11 protein-coding genes are annotated in these 15420 nt (G+C 61.4%); 8 read left to right on the forward strand and 3 right to left on the reverse strand.

Going from position 1 to position 15420, the window contains the following annotated elements; genetic code table 11:
- Window positions 1-101: 101 nt before the first annotated feature.
- The 3 genes from KL786_RS18715 to KL786_RS18725 form a co-directional block, all read right to left on the reverse strand.
- On the reverse strand, window positions 102-1121 hold the full coding sequence (locus tag KL786_RS18715; RefSeq protein WP_215518565.1) for a family 2 encapsulin nanocompartment cargo protein terpene cyclase: 1020 nt from the start codon (window positions 1119-1121) through the stop codon (window positions 102-104).
- 126 nt (window positions 1122-1247) lie between these two features.
- A complete protein-coding gene (narL, locus tag KL786_RS18720) occupies window positions 1248-1895 on the reverse strand; it encodes a two-component system response regulator NarL (protein WP_215518566.1) in 648 nt (215 codons plus the stop codon).
- Window positions 1892-3697: a HAMP domain-containing protein gene (locus KL786_RS18725; RefSeq protein WP_215518567.1), complete on the reverse strand. Its 1806-nt coding sequence runs from the start codon at window positions 3695-3697 to the stop codon at window positions 1892-1894. The genes narL and KL786_RS18725 overlap by 4 nt, the downstream gene beginning before the upstream one ends.
- Before the next feature lie 310 nt (window positions 3698-4007).
- On the opposite strand from KL786_RS18725, the gene KL786_RS18730 reads away from it, so the two are divergent.
- The 8 genes from KL786_RS18730 (at window position 4008) to moaA (ending at window position 15374) form a co-directional block, all read left to right on the forward strand.
- Window positions 4008-5273 (forward strand): MFS transporter, encoded by a 1266-nt coding sequence (locus KL786_RS18730; protein WP_215518568.1) that lies wholly within the window; start codon window positions 4008-4010, stop codon window positions 5271-5273.
- Window positions 5270-6667, forward strand: coding sequence for a NarK family nitrate/nitrite MFS transporter (locus KL786_RS18735; protein WP_215518569.1), 1398 nt, complete (start codon window positions 5270-5272; stop codon window positions 6665-6667). Before KL786_RS18730 ends, KL786_RS18735 begins: the two co-directional genes overlap by 4 nt.
- 69 nt (window positions 6668-6736) lie before the next feature.
- Entirely contained in the window at window positions 6737-10510 is a 3774-nt protein-coding gene (locus KL786_RS18740) for a nitrate reductase subunit alpha (RefSeq protein WP_215518570.1), read from the forward strand.
- 1 nt (window position 10511) lies between these two features.
- Window positions 10512-12050 (forward strand): nitrate reductase subunit beta, encoded by a 1539-nt coding sequence (gene narH / locus KL786_RS18745; protein WP_215518571.1) that lies wholly within the window; start codon window positions 10512-10514, stop codon window positions 12048-12050.
- Between the two features lie 3 nt (window positions 12051-12053).
- The gene (gene narJ, locus KL786_RS18750; RefSeq protein WP_032861255.1) at window positions 12054-12809 is read left to right on the forward strand and encodes a nitrate reductase molybdenum cofactor assembly chaperone; all 756 of its coding nucleotides are present in this window, start codon (window positions 12054-12056) and stop codon (window positions 12807-12809) included.
- On the forward strand, window positions 12802-13479 hold the full coding sequence (gene narI / locus KL786_RS18755) for a respiratory nitrate reductase subunit gamma (protein WP_215518572.1): 678 nt from the start codon (window positions 12802-12804) through the stop codon (window positions 13477-13479). The genes narJ and narI overlap by 8 nt, the downstream gene beginning before the upstream one ends.
- Window positions 13480-13489: 10 nt before the next feature.
- On the forward strand, window positions 13490-14386 hold the full coding sequence (locus KL786_RS18760) for a peptidylprolyl isomerase (protein WP_215518573.1): 897 nt from the start codon (window positions 13490-13492) through the stop codon (window positions 14384-14386).
- A 1-nt stretch (window position 14387) separates the two neighbouring features.
- On the forward strand, window positions 14388-15374 hold the full coding sequence (moaA, locus tag KL786_RS18765) for a GTP 3',8-cyclase MoaA (protein ID WP_215518574.1): 987 nt from the start codon (window positions 14388-14390) through the stop codon (window positions 15372-15374).
- The last annotated feature ends 46 nt before the right edge of the window (window positions 15375-15420 follow it).

The following is a 15420-nucleotide window of genomic DNA, read 5'->3' on the forward strand; positions in this document are numbered from 1 at the left end:
GATGGCAGCCTGCGTTGGCATGCCAGTAAAGCAGGTTGTCGATGCGTGTGGTGTATGCGCCGGGACTGTCGGGGCGCGTCTCTTCAGGCGTTCCTGATACGTCAGTTCTGGTAACGACCGCTATGCCGATGCCATTCGTTGCTGCCACCCAGCCAGGCCTTGACCCCGGCCAGAAAGCGCTTGAGCACCGGTGTAGCTTCTTGAAGCAGCTGATGCTCCTCGGCCTCATAGGCACGCACGATGTCATCGTGGACGGCTGCGGTCAGCCACATGGCTTCTTGGAGTGTGCATGTGTGTTCCTTGGCCAGTAGCAATGGCAGGTTGAAGTCGCCAATCTCGGGCACGCTCTCCTTGGGCGCCGAATACAGGTCGTTGGCGATGATGGTCGCGCTGGCAGCCAGGCAGGTGACCCGTCGCACGGATGGACAAGAATAAACGTTGGCATCCAGCTCATACCCGCCGACTACGTCAATCAGCGCCATGCAAGGCAGAAAGCTGTTGACCTGTCGATGGGCCAGATACTCCCATAGCATGGGGCCTGCATGTTCAATACGCCATGTGGCCTCGGCGCCCATGGTGACGAACATCGCGACCACTTCCTGTCGGGCGCGGGCCATTTGTGCGGGCGTGGCATATCTGGCCAGATGCTGCATGTATCCGCGTAGTCCCCTGAGTACGGGGTCCTTCTCCAGTGCTTGCGCAAGTTCCTGAGCATACGCAGGCGTCAAGTGGGCCGGCTCAAGGGCGGCCAGTGCCAACGACAGGCGTGGCCCAAGCAGTCTGGGGTTGGAGCCGCAGCGCTCATCGTCACAATAGTGGTCGTCCACCGCGAATAACGCAGCGATACAGGTTGCCGACAACAACAGTCGGTCCGGGTTATCGGTATCAGCGTGACACAGCATGGCGAACCGACCGAAGTTCGAGGCGCGAACCCGTTCCAGCTGGCCGGGAAAAATCCCCATGCGTTCAACCCATGGCAATAACAGGTCATTGACCAGGTTGCCCAAGGCCTCATCAATGCGCACGGGAGGCGGGCAGTAGATGGGGGGGATTACCAGGCGGCCAGCAGAGCTGTTGTGCGGGTTCACGTTATTGCGATCTTCATGGTCAGTGGCCTCCACTGTTCAAGAGCCCGGTGTCCAATAAGCCTGTTCCGGTTTCAATGTTAGGAAGCATGCTCGGACGTTGCTACTGTCAACTCTCACAGTGGTTTATAGTTTTTTGCGATAACCGAGCTGGCTTCAATGCTACCCAGCCTGGCGCAAATGCTCCATCGCCCATACCGCAGCCTCCACCCGCGAGCGCAACCCCAGCTTGTGCAGCAGATTCTTCACATGCACTTTCACCGTGCCCTCGGTAATCCCCAGCTTGTGCCCGATCACCTTGTTGCTGTAGCCCCCGGCAATGGTCTTCAACACCTGTCGCTCGCGCTCGGTCAATTCCACCGCCGCATGGGGCTGGGGCGAGCGTAGTGCCTGGGCCAGTACGCGCGTCAGGCCGGGGCTGATTACCAGCACACCGTGCAGTGCATCGCGGATGTACTGGATCAACAACTCAGGCTCCATGTCCTTGAGCAGATAACCATTGGCATCCAGGCGCAGGGCATCGCGGATGTCGTCTTCGGCATCGGACACGGTAAACAGCAATACCTTGCCGGCGTACTGCATCGCTCGCAGGCGGCGCAGGGTTTCCAGGCCGTTCATCTGCGGCATGTTGTTGTCCAGCAGCACCAGATCCGGTTGCAGTGACTCGATCAAGCCCAGCGCTTCCTCACCATTGCCCGCCTCGCCCACTACGTGCAGGTCGTCTTCCAGTTCAAGCATCTGGCGCATGCCGTGGCGCATCATCGGGTGGTCGTCGACGAGCAGGATGCCGTGGCGCAGTGAGGTGTTCATGACAAGCTACCTTCTGGTAAAGAGTGCCCGAGGAATTCCGGGCGAAACAGCAAGTGCACCCGCGTGCCCTGGGGCTCGCGGGAAGAGATGTCGAGCTGGCCGTGCAGGCTGCGGGCGCGTTCGTCCATGATCGTCAGGCCGTGGTGTTCGCGTTGGTCCACCACTTCGCTGAAACCGCGGCCGTCGTCTTCAATGCACAGGCTCACGGTTTCGCCGTGTTGGCGCAGTTGCAGCCAGGCATTCTGCGCATGGGCGTGGCGCAGGCAGTTGGACAGCGCTTCACGGGTGACTTGCAGCAGGTGGATCTGCTCACTGGCCGACAGCTGGAAGGCCAGCGCATCTACATGCAAATGCACCTGGAACTCGCCACGCCGGGAGAACTCCTCGGCCGTGTCCTTGAGTTCCTGTACCAGCCCTGCGTCGTGGATTTGCAGGCGGAACGTGGTGAGCAACTCGCGCAATTGCCGGTAGGCGTTGTTCAAGCCTTCGCGCAGTTCGCCGGTGACGGTTTCCAGGGTGGCCTTGGGCTCGTCGCGGCGCAGCAGGGTCTGCATGCGGCTGACTTGCAGCTTCATATAGGACAAGGCCTGGGCCAGGGAGTCATGCAGCTCGCGGGCGATGATGGTGCGTTCGTCCAGCAGCAGCAGGCGGTGGTCCTGCTCACGCTGGCGCTTGAGTGACAGCGAGGTGCCGATCAGGTTGGCCAAGGCCTGGATCAATTGCTGCTCCCAGTCCTGGGGCGCATGGCCGTCGACAAAGTGTGCCTTGAGCTCGCCCAGTTCCGCGCCCTGGTTGCTGATGCTGAACACCTGTGGCGGGGCGACGTGATGTCGCTCGCAGGTCGCACAATCACCGATGGCGCAGACGTTGCGGCTGTTTTCGCCATGCAGCGCGAGCATCTGTTGCGCCGGGGCGAGGAAGTGCCCTTGCAGGCACAGTGACAGGCGCAGGCCCGGCAGGCGGTTCTGGAAGCGGCGGATCAGCTCGTCAAGGCCTTCGGCATTGGCCAGGCGCGAGGCCAGGCTGCGGCTGCTCTCATAGAGCAATTCCAGGGCGGCGTTGGCCTGTTGCAGGTTGAGGGTCTTGTGCTGCACCTGGCTTTCCAGGGTGCGGTGGGACTGTTCGATGGTTTCGGCCAGGGTGTTGAAGCTCAGGGCCAGTTGCCCCAATTCGTCCTGGGAGCGGTGGTTGACCCGCGCCGTGTAGTCGCCATCGCGAAAGCGCCGGGTGGCGTCCACCAGTTCCTTCAGCGGCGTGACCACGCCGTACTGCAACTCATAGAGCCCAATCAACAGGATGATCAGCGTGCTGAACAGCGCCAGGCCCTGGATCAACTGTTGCCAGCCTTGTTTGTGCTCGCTCTGTTGCTGCAACAGGCTGACGAACTGGTTGAGTTGCTCGACAAAGGCCGGCGCGCGTTCACGGAAGAAGGTGCCGTCGCCACGTTCGATGGCGGGGAGCAGGTCCTGGTTCCAGTGTTGCTGGATCTGCCGATAGCTCTGTTGCAGGGCGCTGTGCGGGCCGTCTTCGAGCACGGCTTTCAACGACTGGCTATCCAGGCGCCGTTGCAGGCTTTGGGTGATGGCCTGGATTTCATCAATCGGGGCATGGTCGGCGAGCTTCCAACTGAGGTGGTAGGTCTCCATGCGCACCGAGCCTGCGGTGTTGATGGCCGCGCCGTCGCCCTGGCTGAACCAGGCAATCAAACCGGCGCTCAGGGAGCTGGCCAGGGCCAGGATTGCAATCAGGATCACCGCGACACCGGCCCGCGCGGGCAGGGAGCTGCGCAGCCAGTTAAACATCACGGCGTAATCGAAGGGGTAAGGACAGCAGCATGGCGGCACCTGGCATAGGAAACAGTATTGAATTCTGCATTCCCTGGCGCACTACCTCTAAAGAGTTGCCGGCGCACCCTCCCACGGGAAAAAGCCGGCACAAGAGATCAATCCATTGATAAATAAAGACTTTCTCTTGTTATTTGACCTACCTCCTTAGAGGTAGACGGGCCAAGCATAGGCCAATACCCCCCAGGTGGACGTTGATCTGGGTCAAGTTCTGCGAGGACGTCGCCCCTAACCTGCGCTCATGGATTCATTTCTGGGAGCGCAAAACGTGACTCAACCCCGTGTAAGACAAGGCCTGGTGCTGGGCATGAGTACGCTGGCCTTCACCGTGTGCTTTATGGTCTGGATGATGTTCGCCGTGCTCGGTGTGCCGATCAAAGAGCTGCTGCAACTCAACGAAACCCAGTTCGGCCTGCTGGCTGCCACCCCGGTGTTGACCGGCTCTCTGGTGCGCCTGCCCCTGGGCCTGCTGACCGACCGCTTCGGCGGGCGCATCGTGTTCTTTGTGCTGATGCTCACCTGCGTGCTACCGCTGTACCTGATTACCTACGCCACCGCCTTCTGGCAGTTCCTGGTGCTGGGGCTGTTTGTCGGCCTGGCTGGCGGCTCGTTCTCGGTGGGCATCGCCTATGTCGCCAAATGGTTCGACAAGGACAACCAGGGCTTTGCCATGGGCGTGTTCGGTGCCGGTAACGCGGGGGCGGCAGTCACCAAGTTCCTCGCGCCGGCCTTGATTGCCCTGGGCACCTGGCACTTGGTGCCCAAGGTGTTCAGCGCGATCCTGTTTATCACCGCGCTGCTGTTCTGGTTCCTCACCAGCGAAAACAAGGCCCACCGCAATGCCAGTGGCGCGACCTTTCGTGAGCAGTTGCTGTGCCTCAAGGACCCGGCCGTGTGGCGCTACTGCCAGTACTACTCGATTGTGTTCGGTGGCTACGTAGCCCTGGCGCTGTGGGCGACCAAGTACTACGTGCAGGAATACGGCTTCAGCTTGCAAAGCGCCGCGCTGCTGGCCGCCTGTTTTTCCCTGCCGGGCGGGGTGCTGCGCGCCGTGGGCGGCTGGATGTCCGACCGCTGGGGCGCACAGAGCGTGACCTGGTGGGTGCTGTGGGTGAGCTGGATCTGCCTGTTCCTGCTCAGCTACCCGCAGACCCAATTGCAGGTGCAGACCGTCAATGGCCCGCTGGATTTCCATATCGGCCTCAACGCCACCGTCTTCACCATCCTGCTGTTTGTGATGGGCATCGCCTTCGCTTTCGGCAAGGCCTCGGTGTTCAAGTACATCGCCAATGACTACCCGCAAAACATGGGCGCGGTGTCCGGCATCGTCGGCCTGGCGGGCGGCCTGGGTGGCTTCGTGCTGCCGATCATGTTCGGCGCCCTGGTGGATCTCACCGGCGTGCGCTCCTCCTGCTTCATGTTGATGTACGGCGTGGTCTGGGTATCCCTGACCTGGATGTACTTCAGCGAAATCCGCAAGCAACCGCTGCTCGGTAAAGCAGCGGCCCAGCCTCTCCAAGGAGAATCCGCATGACTATCGCGCAAAAGCCCAACTCGGGCCCGGTGATCCACGACTGGCGCCCTGAAGACCCGGCGTTCTGGGGCGCCAGCGGCAAGCAGACCGCGACCCGTAACCTGTGGATCTCGATTCCGGCACTGCTGTTGGCCTTCGCTGTATGGATGGTGTGGAGCACGGTGATCGTGCGCCTGAATGCCATCGGCTTCAGCTTTACCACTGACCAGCTGTTCTGGCTGGCGGCCTTGCCTGGCTTGTCCGGCGCCACTTTGCGCGTGTTCTATTCGTTCATGGTGCCAATCTTCGGTGGTCGTCGCTGGACCGCCCTGAGCACCGCGTCGCTGCTGATTCCATCACTGTGGATGGGTTTTGCGGTGCAAGACCCGAGTACCTCCTACAGCGTGTTTGTTTTGATCGCGCTGCTCTGCGGTTTTGGTGGCGGCAACTTCGCCTCCAGCATGTCCAACATCAGCTTCTTCTACCCCAAGTCCCAGCAAGGCACGGCCTTGGGCCTGAACGCCGGCCTGGGTAACCTGGGGGTGTCGGTGATGCAGTTCTGCGTACCGCTGGTGATTACTTTCGGCGTGTTCGGCCTGCTCGGTGGCCAGCCGCAGACCCTGGAAGATGGCAGCCAGTTGTGGCTGCAGAACGCCGGCTTCATCTGGGTACCGTTCATCATCACCGTGACCCTGTTCGCCTGGTTCGGCATGAACGACCTGTCCAGCGCCCGCGCTTCGTTCAGCGAGCAGGCGGTGATCTTCAAGCGCAAGCACAACTGGCTGATGTGCTGGCTATACCTGGCGACCTTCGGCTCCTTCATTGGCTTCTCGGCCGCCTTCCCGATGCTGATCAAGACCTCGTTCCCCGACGTCAACGCCTTGAAATTCGCCTTCCTCGGCCCACTGGTAGGCGCACTGGTACGCCCATTGGGCGGCTGGCTGGCCGACAAACTGGGCGGTGCGCGGGTGACCCTGTGGAACTTCGTGCTGATGATCGTGATGGTGTTTGGCGTCTTGCACTTTCTGCCACTGAACGGCGAGGGCGGTAGCTTCTACGGTTTCCTCGGCATGTTCATGCTGCTGTTCATCACCACCGGCATTGGCAACGGCTCCACCTTCCGCATGATCCCGGTGATCTTCCGCACCCAGCATGAAAAAGCCAGCGCCGGCAAACCCGCCGCCGTGCGTGAGCAAGCCCTCAAGGATGCCAGCAAGGAATCAGCGGCAGTCCTGGGCTTCAGCTCGGCCATGGGCGCCTTCGGTGCGTTCTTCATTCCCAAGACCTTTGGCTCGTCCATGGCCTACACCGGCAGCCCGGCATTGGCCTTCTACATGTTTGTCGGCTTCTACCTGAGCTGCATCGTCGTGACGTGGTGGTGGTATGCGCGCAAAGGCGCCGAGACCCCCTGCTGAGTCGACCCCCATTCAAACCTTGCGTGGGCGGGGCACAGAACCCCGCAGCAAGCCTCTGAGGAAAGCACCATGAGTCATTTACTGGATCAACTGCGGTTCTTCAATCGCAAGCAAGACGAGTTTTCTGACGGTCACGGCGAGACCCGCAAAGAGTCCCGCGACTGGGAAAACGTCTACCGTTCGCGCTGGCAGTACGACAAGATCGTGCGCTCCACCCACGGGGTGAACTGCACCGGCTCGTGCTCGTGGAAGATCTACGTGAAGAACGGCCTGATCACCTGGGAAACCCAGCAGACCGATTACCCGCGCACCCGCAACGACTTGCCCAACCATGAGCCGCGCGGCTGCCCCCGTGGCGCGAGTTACAGCTGGTACATCTACAGCGCCAACCGCCTGAAATACCCGAAGATCCGCAAGCCATTGCTCAAACTGTGGCGCGAGGCGCGCCTGACCCTGTCGCCGGTCGAAGCCTGGGCGAGCATTGTCGAGGACAAGGTCAAGGCCGACTCCTATAAAAGCAAACGCGGTATGGGCGGCTTCATCCGTTCCAACTGGGATGAAGTCAACGAGATCATCGCCGCGTCCAACGTCTACACCATCAAGCAATATGGTCCGGACCGCATCGTCGGTTTCTCGCCGATCCCGGCCATGTCCATGGTCAGCTACGCCGCAGGTTCGCGTTACCTGTCGCTGATCGGCGGCGTGTGCCTGAGCTTCTACGACTGGTACTGCGACCTGCCACCGGCCTCGCCGATGGTCTGGGGCGAGCAGACCGACGTGCCGGAATCGGCCGACTGGTACAACTCCAACTACATCATTGCCTGGGGCTCCAACGTTCCGCAGACCCGTACCCCGGACGCGCACTTCTTCACCGAGGTGCGCTACAAGGGCACCAAGACCGTGGCCATCACTCCCGACTATTCGGAAGTGGCCAAGCTCACCGACCTGTGGCTCAACCCCAAGCAGGGCACCGACGCCGCGCTGGCCCAGGCGTTCAACCATGTGATCTTCAAAGAATTTCATCTGGACAAGCCCAGCGCGTACTTCACCGACTATGCCAAGCGCTACACCGACTTGCCGGTGCTGGTGATGCTCAAGCCCATGACCGGCTTTGCCCCGGGCGCAGGCTTCCAGCCCGACCGCTTTCTGCGCGCGTCGGACCTGGTCGACAATCTGGGCCAGGACAACAACCCGGAATGGAAAACCATCGCCCTTGACGAGAGCGGCGAACTGGTCTCGCCACAAGGCGCCATCGGCTATCGCTGGGGCGAGAAGGGCAAGTGGAACATCCTCGCCAAAGAAGGCGGTGAAGGCCGCGAGATCGACCTGAAACTGAGCCTGATCGGCGATGACGTCGCCGAAGTGGCGTTCCCGTACTTTGCCGGTGAAGCCCACGACTATTTCCAGCACGTGGCTGGCGATGCCGTGCAGTTCCGGCGGGTGCCGGTGCACAGCGTGACCCTGGCCGATGGCACGGTGGCCAAAGTGGCGACAGTATTCGACCTGTCCGCCGCCAACCTCGCCATCGACCGTGGCCTGGGCGGCAGCAACGTGGCCAAGGACTACAACGACGCCAGCGTGCCGGGTACACCGGCCTGGCAGGAGGCAATCACCGGCGTCAGCCGTGAGAAGGCGATCCAGATCGCCCGCGAGTTTGCCGACAACGCCGACAAGACCCGTGGACGCTCGATGATCATCGTCGGCGCGGCGATGAACCACTGGTACCACATGGACATGAACTACCGCGGGCTGATCAATATGCTCATGCTCTGCGGTTGCGTCGGCCAGACCGGTGGCGGTTGGGCGCACTACGTGGGCCAGGAAAAACTGCGCCCGCAATGTGGCTGGCTGCCCCTGGCGTTCGGCCTGGACTGGAATCGTCCGCCACGCCAAATGAACGGCACCAGCTTCTTCTATGGCCACAGCTCGCAATGGCGCCACGAGAAGATGAGCATGCACGACATCCTCTCGCCGCTGGCCGACAAGTCGCAGTTCCCCGAGCATGCCCTGGACTACAACATCCGCGCCGAACGCGCCGGCTGGTTGCCCAGCGCGCCACAACTCAATACCAACCCGCTGCATATCTGCCGTGACGCCGCGGCCGCTGGCATGGACCCGAAAGACTACGTGGTCAAGTCCTGGCAGGACGGCAGCTTGCGCTTTGCCTGCGAGCAGCCGGACAGCCCGGTGAACTTCCCGCGCAACATGTTTATCTGGCGTTCCAACCTGCTGGGTTCGTCGGGCAAGGGCCATGAGTACATGCTCAAGTACCTGCTGGGCACCAAGAACGGGGTGATGAACGAAGACATCGGCCACAGCAGCGAATGCAAGCCGACCGAGGCCGAGTGGGTCGAAGACGGCGCCATCGGCAAGCTGGACCTGGTGACCACCCTGGACTTCCGCATGTCCTCCACCTGCGTCTATTCCGACATCGTGTTGCCAACCGCAACCTGGTACGAAAAAGACGACATGAACACCTCGGACATGCACCCGTTCATTCACCCGCTGTCGGCGGCGATCGATCCGGCGTGGGAGTCGCGTTCGGACTGGGAAATCTACAAAGGCATCGCCAAGGCGTTTTCTGCCATGTCGGTCGGCCACTTGGGTGTGGAACAAGACCTGGTCACCGTGCCGTTGATGCATGACAGCGTCGGCGAACTGGCCCAGCCGTTTGGCGGCACCGACTGGAAAAGCGCCGGTGTGGCGCCGATACCGGGCAAGAACGCGCCAAACATGGCGGTGGTGGAGCGCGATTACCCGAACATCTACAAGAAGTTCTCGTCCCTCGGCCCGTTGCTGGAAAAACTCGGCAACGGCGGCAAGGGCATCAACTGGAACACCGATGAAGAGGTCGAGTTCCTCGGTGAACTCAACCACCACGAAGGCGATGCCGGCATCAGCCATGGCCGGCCAAAGATCGACACAGCCATCGACGCCGCCGAAGTGATCCTGTCCCTGGCCCCGGAAACCAACGGCAAGGTGGCCTTGAAAGCCTGGGCTGCGCTGTCGGAGTTCACCGGTATCGACCACAGCCACCTGGCGATTTCCAAGGCCCACGAAGCGATCCGCTTCCGCGATATCCAGGCGCAGCCGCGCAAGATCATCTCCAGCCCCACCTGGTCGGGCCTCGAAGACGAGCACGTGAGCTACAACGCCGGCTACACCAACGTCCATGAAAACATCCCATGGCGCACCATCACCGGCCGCCAGCAGTTCTACCAGGATCACCCGTGGATGCAGGCGTTCGGTGAGCAATTGATGAGCTACCGGCCACCGGTCAACACCCGCACCATCGAAGGCGTGAAGGACAAACGCAGCAATGGCGAGACCGAAATCGTCCTGAACTGGATCACCCCGCACCAGAAGTGGGGGATCCACAGCACCTACAGCGACAACCTGCTGATGCTCACCCTGAGCCGTGGCGGCCCGATTGTGTGGCTCTCGGAAATCGACGCCAAGCGCGCCGGGATCGAGGACAACGACTGGATCGAGTGCTTCAACGTCAACGGCGCCCTGACCGCCCGTGCGGTGGTCAGCCAGCGGGTCAAGGAAGGCATGGTGATGATGTACCACGCCCAGGAACGCATCGTGAACGTGCCCGGCTCGGAGACCACCAAGACCCGTGGCGGCCACCACAACTCGGTGACCCGCGTGGTGCTCAAGCCGACGCACATGATCGGCGGCTATGCCCAGCAGGCCTACGGTTTCAACTATTACGGCACGGTCGGCTGCAACCGCGATGAATTCGTGGTGGTGCGCAAGATGGTCAAGGTCGATTGGCTCGATGGTTCCAGCGGTGATGATCTGCCGCGTCCATTGCCGACCGATATCGAGGAGAACTGAGATGAAGATTCGCTCACAAATCGGCATGGTCCTGAACCTGGACAAATGCATCGGCTGCCACACCTGCTCCATCACCTGCAAAAACGTCTGGACCAGCCGTGAAGGTATGGAATACGCCTGGTTCAACAACGTTGAATCCAAGCCGGGCATTGGCTACCCCAAGGAGTGGGAAAACCAGGACAAGTGGAAGGGCGGCTGGGTTCGTAACGCCAACGGCTCGATCAACCCACGTATCGGCGGCAAGTTCCGCGTGTTGGCAAACATCTTTGCCAACCCCGACTTGCCGAGCCTGGACGACTACTACGAGCCGTTCGATTTCGACTACCAGCACCTGCACACCGCGCCCCTGGGCGAGCACCAACCCACTGCGCGCCCACGTTCGGTGGTGTCGGGCAAACGCATGGAAAAGATCGAATGGGGCCCAAACTGGGAAGAAATCCTCGGCACCGAATTTGCCAAGCGCCGCAAGGACAAGAACTTCGACCAGATCCAGGCCGATATTTATGGCGAGTACGAAAACACCTTCATGATGTACTTGCCGCGCCTGTGCGAGCACTGCCTGAACCCGGCGTGCGCGGCGTCGTGCCCCAGCGGCGCGATCTACAAGCGTGAAGAAGACGGCATCGTCCTGATCGACCAGGAGAAGTGCCGCGGCTGGCGCATGTGCATCAGCGGTTGCCCGTACAAGAAAATCTACTTCAACTGGAAAAGCGGCAAATCCGAGAAGTGCATCTTCTGCTACCCACGGATCGAAGCGGGCATGCCCACCGTCTGTGCGGAAACCTGCGTCGGGCGGATCCGCTACCTCGGCGTGCTGTTGTATGACGCCGATCGCATCAGCGAAGTGGCCAGCACTGCCAATGAGCATGACCTGTACGAGAAGCAGCTGGAAATCTTCCTCGACCCGAATGACCCGGCGGTGATCCGCCAGGCCCTGGCCGATGGTGTACCGCAGTCGGTGATCGACTCGGCCCAGCGTTCGCCGGTGTACAAAATGGCCGTGGACTGGAAGCTGGCACTGCCGCTGCACCCGGAATACCGCACCTTGCCGATGGTCTGGTACGTGCCGCCACTCTCGCCGATCCAGAACGCGGCGGCTGCGGGCACCGTGGGTATGAACGGGGTGATCCCGGATGTCGACAGCCTGCGCATTCCGTTGCGCTACCTGGCGAACATGTTGACTGCCGGTGACGAAAAACCGGTCAAGCGTGCGCTTAAACGTCTGTTGGCCATGCGCGCCTTCAAGCGCTCCCAGCAAGTGGACGGTGTGGAGGACCTGCAAGTGCTGGCCGACGTGGACCTTAGTGTTGCCCAGGTGGAAGAGATGTACCGCTACCTGGCGATTGCCAACTACGAAGACCGTTTTGTGGTGCCCAGCGCCCACCGTGAAGACGCGATGAGCGATGCGTTTGCCGAGCGTTCCGGCTGTGGTTTCAGCTTCGGCAGCGGCTGCAGTGGCAGTTCCGACACCAATATGTTCGGGGCGAAGAAGGCCAACCGCCGTGACGTACTGAAAACCGTACAGATCTGGGAGGACTGAGCCATGCGTATTCTTAAAGTGATTTCGCTGTTACTGGACTATCCCACCGAGACCCTGGTGAGCGGCCGCGATGAATTGGAGCAGGCGATTATCGAATCGCGGGAAATCAGCCCCAAGCAACGCGGTGCGTTGTTCGAGTTGCTGGAGCTGATCTGCAGCAATGACCTGATGGATGGCCAGGAGCACTACGGTGCGTTGTTTGGCCGGGGTCGTTCGCTGTCGTTGCTGTTGTTCGAACATGTACATGGTGAGTCGCGGGACCGTGGCCAGGCCATGGTCGACATGATGGCCCAATACCAGGAGGCCGGCTTCGCCATTGGCGTCAAGGAGCTGCCGGACTACATCCCGCTGTACCTGGAGTTCTTGTCCACCCGCGAAGACATCGAGGCCCGCGAGGGCCTGGCGGATGTGGCGCACCTGCTGGCCCTGCTGGCGGCGCGCCTGGACGAGCGCGAAAGCGCCTACGCCAGTTGCTTCCGTGCGCTGTTGCAGATCAGCGGCGCCGAGCCCCATCAGGCGATTGCCCAGTTGCGTGAGCAAGTGGCCGCCGAAGTGCGCGACGACTCCCTCGAAGCCTTGGACAAGGTCTGGGAAGAGGAGGCCGTGGACTTTATGCAGGCCGAGCAGCAGGACCGTTGCAGCGCCATGCCCAGTGCACCGGGCAAGGCCCGCGAAGAAAGTGCGGTGCCGTTGCACTGGGTGGATTTTCAGCACGAAGGGCTGGCCGCCGCGCCAGCCAAGGAGGTGGGTAATGTCTAAGTGGAATTTGCTGGTATTTGGCGTGTATCCGTATGTCGCCCTGGCGATCTGCCTGTTGGGCAGTTGGGCACGCTTTGACCTGTCGCAGTACACCTGGAAGGCCGGCTCCAGCCAGATGCTCAACAACCGTGGCATGCGCGTGGCGAGCAATTTCTTCCATATCGGCGTGCTGTTTGTGCTGGCCGGGCATTTTGTCGGCCTGCTGACGCCGGCGTCGATCTACCACCATGTGATCAGTACCGAAAACAAGCAGCTGCTGGCGATGGTCTCCGGTGGTTTCTTCGGCCTGCTGTGCCTGGTGGGCCTGGTGATGCTGGTCAAGCGCCGCCTCACCGATCCACGGGTACGGGCCACATCAAGCCCGTCGGACATCCTGATCTTGCTGGTGTTGCTGGCGCAGTTGGTCCTGGGCTTGCTGACTATCGTTGCGTCGACCGGGCATATGGACGGTTCGGTGATGGTGATGCTCGCGGACTGGGCGCAAAACGTGGTGTTGCTGCGGCCGGTGGAAGCAGCGGCGGCGATTGCCCCGGTGAGCCTGATCTACAAGGCCCACGTGGCGCTGGGCCTGACCCTGTTTGTACTGTTCCCGTTTACCCGTCTGGTGCATATGGTCAGCGCGCCGATCTGGTACCTGGGCCGTCGTTATCAAATCGTGCGGCAGAAGTGAGGAGAACGTCATGACTACAGGATGCGGATGTGGTGGCGGCAGCGGCGGTGGCGGTTGCAGTTCTTCGGCGAAAGAGCCGGAGGTGGTGGTGGCAGCCGAGCCGCAATTGATCGCCAGCAGCGAGCAGGAATGGCCGATGGTCAGCGTCAACGGGGTGCAGATTGCTCCCGAGGCGATGGCTCAGGAACTGCAATATCACCCGGCTGAAAGTCGCGAGGAGGCGGTGTTCCTCGCCGCCCGTGCCTTGGTGATCCGCGAGCTGTTACAGCAGCGGATTCGCGAATTGGGTGTGCAGTTGGAAATCGGCGCTGGCGAGAACGAAGAAGAGGCGGCGACCCGCCTGTTGCTGGAGCGTGAAGTCAAGGTGCCGGAGTGTGACGAAGCCACCTGTGTACGCTACTTCGAAAGCAATCGCGGGCGCTTTCACAGCGCGCCGTTGTTGGCGGTACGGCACATTTTGCTGGAGTGTGCGCCGGACGATGCCGAGGCACGCCATCAGGCACTGTCCCAGGCCGAAGTGCTGTTGCTGAGCCTGGAGGAGGCGCCCGGCGCCTTCGCCGAACTGGCGCTGAAGTACTCGGCGTGCCCGTCCAAGGCCCAGGGTGGGTCCTTGGGGCAGGTCAGCAAGGGCCAGACCGTGCCGGAGTTGGAGCGCCAGTTGTTTACCCTGGCGCCAGGCCTGGCCAGTAAACCTCTGGAAAGCCGCTACGGCTGGCATGTGATCTGCGTCGATCAACGTATCGAAGGCCAGCCGTTGCCGTACGAGGTGGTCGCCACGGCGATTCGCACTCAGTTGCAGCAAGGGGTGTGGCAGAAGGCACTGGTGCAATACCTGCAAACCCTGGTCAGTGCGGCCGATGTGCGCGGTATCGCGTTGCAGGGCGCCGACTCGCCGTTGGTGCAGTGACATGAGCCTGGTGGATGGAGTGGGCCGTTCCATTGACTACCTGCGGCTGTCGGTGACTGATCGTTGTGATTTTCGTTGTGTGTACTGCATGGCGAAAAACATGACCTTCCTGCCGCGCCAGCAGGTGCTGACCCTGGAGGAGTTGCAACGGCTGGCGACGGTGTTCGTCAGCCAGGGCGTGCGCAAGATTCGCCTGACGGGCGGTGAGCCGCTGATCCGTCCGGGCATTGTCGAGCTGTGCCGTCATATCGCCGCATTGCCCGGCCTGCGCGAGCTGGTGATGACCAGCAATGGTTCGCAACTGGGCCGACTGGCGCGGCCTCTGGTCGAGGCCGGGGTCAAGCGCATGAACATCAGCCTGGACAGCCTCGACCCCGAACGCTTTCGCGCGATTACCCGCAATGGCGACCTGCGCCAGGTGCTGGGCGGCATCGAGGCCGCACGGGATGCCGGGTTCGAGCGGGTCAAGCTCAACTGCGTGGTGATGAAGGGGCGCAACTTCGATGAAGTCCCGGCGCTGGTGCAGTACGCCATCGACCAGGGCATCGATATCAGCTTTATCGAAGAGATGCCCCTGGGGGATGTGGGGCGCTCGCGGGGCGAATCCTTCTGCTCCAGCGAGCAGGTGCGTGCATTGATTAGCGAGCATCACGCTTTGCTCGACAGCACCGAAAACAGCGGCGGCCCGGCACGTTACGTACGCCTGGCCAGGCATCCGCAGACGCGCATCGGTTTTATCTCACCCAACTCCCATAACTTCTGTGCCAGTTGCAACCGCGTGCGGATGACGGTGGAAGGGCAGTTGCTGCTGTGCCTGGGGCAGGACAATGCGGTGGATTTCCGTGCGTTGGTGCGCCGCTATCCGTTGGATGATCGGCCGTTGGTGGAGGCGCTGCACAAGGCGTTGCGAGGTAAACCGTTACGCCATGACTTTACCGGGGAGGGCGAGGTGCAGGTGGTGCGGTTTATGAATATGAGTGGGGGGTGAGCCGTAATACACCCTTCAAGACAAGCGCATATCAATGTGGGAGCGA

This window comes from Pseudomonas sp. TAE6080, from assembly GCF_018732265.1.
GTDB classification, from domain to species: domain Bacteria; phylum Pseudomonadota; class Gammaproteobacteria; order Pseudomonadales; family Pseudomonadaceae; genus Aquipseudomonas; species Aquipseudomonas brenneri.

Bases quoted from the DNA above. Each gene is read 5' to 3' on its own strand.
- narL (WP_215518566.1), bottom strand. From the start codon at position 1,895: ATGAACACCTCACTGCGCCACGGCATCCTGCTCGTCGACGACCACCCG.
- KL786_RS18725 (WP_215518567.1), bottom strand. From the start codon at position 3,697: ATGTTTAACTGGCTGCGCAGCTCCCTGCCCGCGCGGGCCGGTGTCGCG.
- KL786_RS18735 (WP_215518569.1), top strand. From the start codon at position 5,270: ATGACTATCGCGCAAAAGCCCAACTCGGGCCCGGTGATCCACGACTGG.
- KL786_RS18740 (WP_215518570.1), top strand. From the start codon at position 6,737: ATGAGTCATTTACTGGATCAACTGCGGTTCTTCAATCGCAAGCAAGAC.
- narH (WP_215518571.1), top strand. From the start codon at position 10,512: ATGAAGATTCGCTCACAAATCGGCATGGTCCTGAACCTGGACAAATGC.
- narJ (WP_032861255.1), top strand. From the start codon at position 12,054: ATGCGTATTCTTAAAGTGATTTCGCTGTTACTGGACTATCCCACCGAG.
- narI (WP_215518572.1), top strand. From the start codon at position 12,802: ATGTCTAAGTGGAATTTGCTGGTATTTGGCGTGTATCCGTATGTCGCC.
- KL786_RS18760 (WP_215518573.1), top strand. From the start codon at position 13,490: ATGACTACAGGATGCGGATGTGGTGGCGGCAGCGGCGGTGGCGGTTGC.
- moaA (WP_215518574.1), top strand. From the start codon at position 14,388: ATGAGCCTGGTGGATGGAGTGGGCCGTTCCATTGACTACCTGCGGCTG.